This window comes from Actinopolymorpha alba DSM 45243 (assembly GCF_000373925.1).
GTDB classification, from domain to species: domain Bacteria; phylum Actinomycetota; class Actinomycetes; order Propionibacteriales; family Actinopolymorphaceae; genus Actinopolymorpha; species Actinopolymorpha alba.
Map to the genome: position 1 here is coordinate 1 of NZ_KB892722.1, position 3,247 is coordinate 3,247.

At 68.7% G+C, this 3,247-nt stretch carries 3 protein-coding genes; 1 reads left to right on the forward strand and 2 read right to left on the reverse strand.

What is annotated here, in order from left to right:
- Together B141_RS39175 and B141_RS0106310 are read right to left on the reverse strand one after the other, a co-directional pair.
- The coding region (locus B141_RS39175; RefSeq protein ID WP_040420562.1) for a ClpX C4-type zinc finger protein at positions 1-242 on the reverse strand (242 nt) is incomplete at its 3' end.
- Between the two features lie 70 nt (positions 243-312).
- Positions 313-1,533 carry a cytochrome P450 family protein gene (locus tag B141_RS0106310; protein WP_020574321.1) on the reverse strand — a complete coding sequence of 407 codons (1,221 nt, stop codon included), beginning with the start codon at positions 1,531-1,533 and terminating at the stop codon, positions 313-315.
- A gap of 138 nt (positions 1,534-1,671) precedes the next feature.
- On the opposite strand from B141_RS0106310, the gene B141_RS0106315 reads away from it, so the two are divergent.
- Positions 1,672-2,814 (forward strand): TetR/AcrR family transcriptional regulator, encoded by a 1,143-nt coding sequence (locus B141_RS0106315; RefSeq protein ID WP_020574322.1) that lies wholly within the window; start codon positions 1,672-1,674, stop codon positions 2,812-2,814.
- Positions 2,815-3,247: the final 433 nt, after the last annotated feature.

Below are 3,247 nucleotides of genomic sequence, written 5' to 3' on the forward strand. Positions count from 1 at the left end.
CTGTCCTGCCCCACCACGTACTGATCCAAAAACTCGTAGATCTCCCGCGGCTTCGGCAACTCATGCAACCCCACCTCAGAAGACTCGTTCAGCTCCTCCTCGATGAGCTCAATGCAGAGCCCGACACATTCGTCGCAGATATAGACACCGACCGGGCCGGCGATGAGTTTCTTGACCTGCTTCTGGCTCTTGCCGCAGAACGAGCACTTGAGCAGATCGCCGCCGTCGCCAATACGTGGCACGCGGAGCACCTCTTCTTATGGTCGTACGAAATCGAAATGGAGCGGCCGCGACAAAGGTCACGGCCGCTTTTCAGGCGAGGGTCACGGGGAGAGAGGCCAGGCGCCAGGTGCCCGGGTCGGGGAGGTGTCGAACGTCCTCAGGTGGCGCGGCCAATGCGAGTTTCGGATAGCGACGCAGCAACGCGGTCAGCGCGAGTTCGGTCTGGACGCGCGCCAGCGAGGCTCCGAGGCAGAAGTGTGGGCCGTGGGCGAAACCCAGGTGCCCGGGGCCACCCGCCGCCCGGCCGAGGTCGAGCCGGTCCGGCTCGGTGAACACGCGCGGGTCGCGGTTGACGGCCGCGATCGACACGGTGATCGGCTGGCCCTTCCGGACCTGCGTGCCGCACACCTCCGCATCCTCCCGTGCGTACCGGGGAACGGTCAGCAACTGCGGCCCCGTCCACCGCATGAGTTCCTCGACCGCGCGCGGCATGAGCGCGGGTTCCTCGCGGAGGGTCACCAGGTGCTGGGGGTTGGTGAGCAGGGCCTCCACCGCGTTGGCGATGAGGTTCGTCGGCGTCTGGCCGGCGAGGACCAGGTGCCAGATCAGGGTGACCATCTCGGTGTCGCTGAGCCGGTCACCGTCATCGGCCTGGGCGCGGATGAGGTCCGACACCAGGTCGTCGGCGAGTTCTTCCCGCCGGCGCGCGACCGCGGCCTTGGCGCCCGCCATGATGCCCGGCAGGGCTTCGGCGAACGCCGGACCGACTCCGGCGGCGACCGCCGCGCCGTACTCCCGCCACCGTGGCCGATCGGACTCGGGGATTCCGACCAGCTCGCAGATCACCTCCATGGGCAGCGGCCGGGCAAGGTGCGGCAGCAGGTCCACCGAACCATCGACCGCGTGCCGGGGTAGGTCGTCGAGCAGTTTCGCGACGATCGGCTCGACCCGCGGGCCGAAGTCCGCGGCGCGGCGGGCGCTGAACGCGGGCGCCACGAGCCTACGAAGCCGCAGATGCTCGGGACCATCCATCTCGGACATGGTCCGCATGTACGACAGGCACTCCTCGGGGATGCCGGGCGGCGGGGTGAAGCTTTCGGACCTGATCTCGAACCGCGGGTCGCTCAGCACCGCCTTGGCGTCGTCGTACCTTGTGACGACCCCGACCGGGCCGAGACCGGGAATGTGCATGCGCGCCATCGGCGCACGCTCGCGGACGTTCCCCCAGGTGGCGAAGGGATCGCGGAGGAGGTCGGAGTCGGTCAGGTCGATCTCGGGTACGCCGTCCAGATCCTGGCTGACGCTGGCCATGAACCCTCCTGGAGTCTCGTGCGGGTCGCCGTACAGATGGGACCGGATCGTGAGGTCGGATTTCAGATGATGTCATCATCTGAATGGTCACAGTATCTTCACACGCGTACCGGTGACAACGTGGCGGCGAGGAGAACGATGGGCCGGCTCACCCGGACACAGACCCAGGAACGCAACCGCGCCAAGGTCCTGGCGGCGGCCCGCGCCGAGTTCATCGCCCGCGGCTTCCGCAGCGTCAAGATCGACGACATCGCCGAACGCGCGGACCTCACTCGCGGCGCGGTCTACTCGAACTTCCCCGGGAAGCGGGCGCTCTACTTCGCGGTCCTGGCTGACGACGCCGAGCGCGCTTCCGGGGCCGCGCAGGCGCATGGGCGCGGGCATGGGCATGGGCCGCCCGGCGACACGGTGCGCGAGGCACTCGGTGCGTTCGCTCGCGCCTGGGTTGCCCGGCTCCCCCTCGCCACCGACGAACCCCACAGCGCTGCCCGGTTGGGCATGGACCTGATGTCAGAGGTCATCGCCGACGAGGGGAGCCGGCAGGCGTTCGCGCAGTTGATGAAGCTCGACGCGCTCCTGCTCGGGCTCGCCCTGGAGCGGCTTCGCCCGCGCCTGCCGGCCGCTGACCGACGGGACGCTGACCGACGGATTGCCGGCCGACGGGTGGCCGTGGCCGAGGCCGCACTCACCACTCTTCATGGCGCGCGCCAGCTGGCCGCCGCCGCGCCCGGATTCGTCGAACCGTTCAACGTCGTCAGCGCCTGCGCGCAGCTTGCGGACCTGGACCTCGGCGACACCTGGCAGCCCCCGCACCTCCCGCACACCCGGCGCGCGCGAACCGTTGACGAGGCATGGTCGCCGCCGCCGGCGACTGACGCGGCGGGAGGCGGCGCCGCACGCCTCACTGGCGATGGGGTGGTCGCGATCCTTGGGCTGCACCGGCTCGCCGCGATCGAGGAAGCCGTACGCGCCGCACCCGCCGGACTCGACGTCACCGCCGTACTCGTCTCGGACTCTCCGAAGGAGCTCCTGCCGCTCGCCCGGCTGACCGTCGCCGAGCTGCGCACCTGCCTGCAGGAAGCGGTGGCGCCGTCCGCGTGGCCGTCGCCGCAGATCGTGTACGACGAAACCGGCGCGCTCGCCGAGGCGGCGGGTGTCTCTGAGGTCGACAATGCAACGGAAATCGCCGTACGCATCCAGGATGGCCGGATCGTTGCCCGCGCCGAAGGGTTCGGGGCCTGCCACGCCGCCGCGACCGCGGAGCCCGCCCGCCGAACCTAAGGGGAGGTCATACATGGATGGCCGCGACATTGCCGGTATCGACACCGGCTGCCAATCGCAGCGCTCGTACGACCTTCCTTCTCGCGGCTCTGGTCGTCAGAGGCAGCCGGGAGCCGTCAGAGGTTTTCGGCTAAGAGACCGAGAGACCTCTGACAACTCCGACGAGCCTGACCATCCGAGTTCGAGATACCCCTTGTAAATAAGGGCTCGTAGGGTCCTTGTCGATTGCGAGCAGGATCGCGATCGACTAAACTCGAACGTATGAGCGACGGCGATGGTGTGCGGTTCTCTCCGCTCCCGCCCGGGTTTGGCGACATGGCAGCCGGTCCGGAGTTGGTGGCGGCGTTCGCTGCTGTTGACCAGTCGGCGTGTAATGGTTACGAGTTGGGTGAGCTGGTTCGTGCCGCGCGGAAGCTCGCTTGCTGGGCTGAGT

Coding starts and splice junctions, on each gene's coding strand:
- B141_RS0106315 (WP_020574322.1), top strand. CDS start 1,672: ATGGGCCGGCTCACCCGGACACAGACCCAGGAACGCAACCGCGCCAAG.
- B141_RS0106310 (WP_020574321.1), bottom strand. CDS start 1,533: ATGGCCAGCGTCAGCCAGGATCTGGACGGCGTACCCGAGATCGACCTG.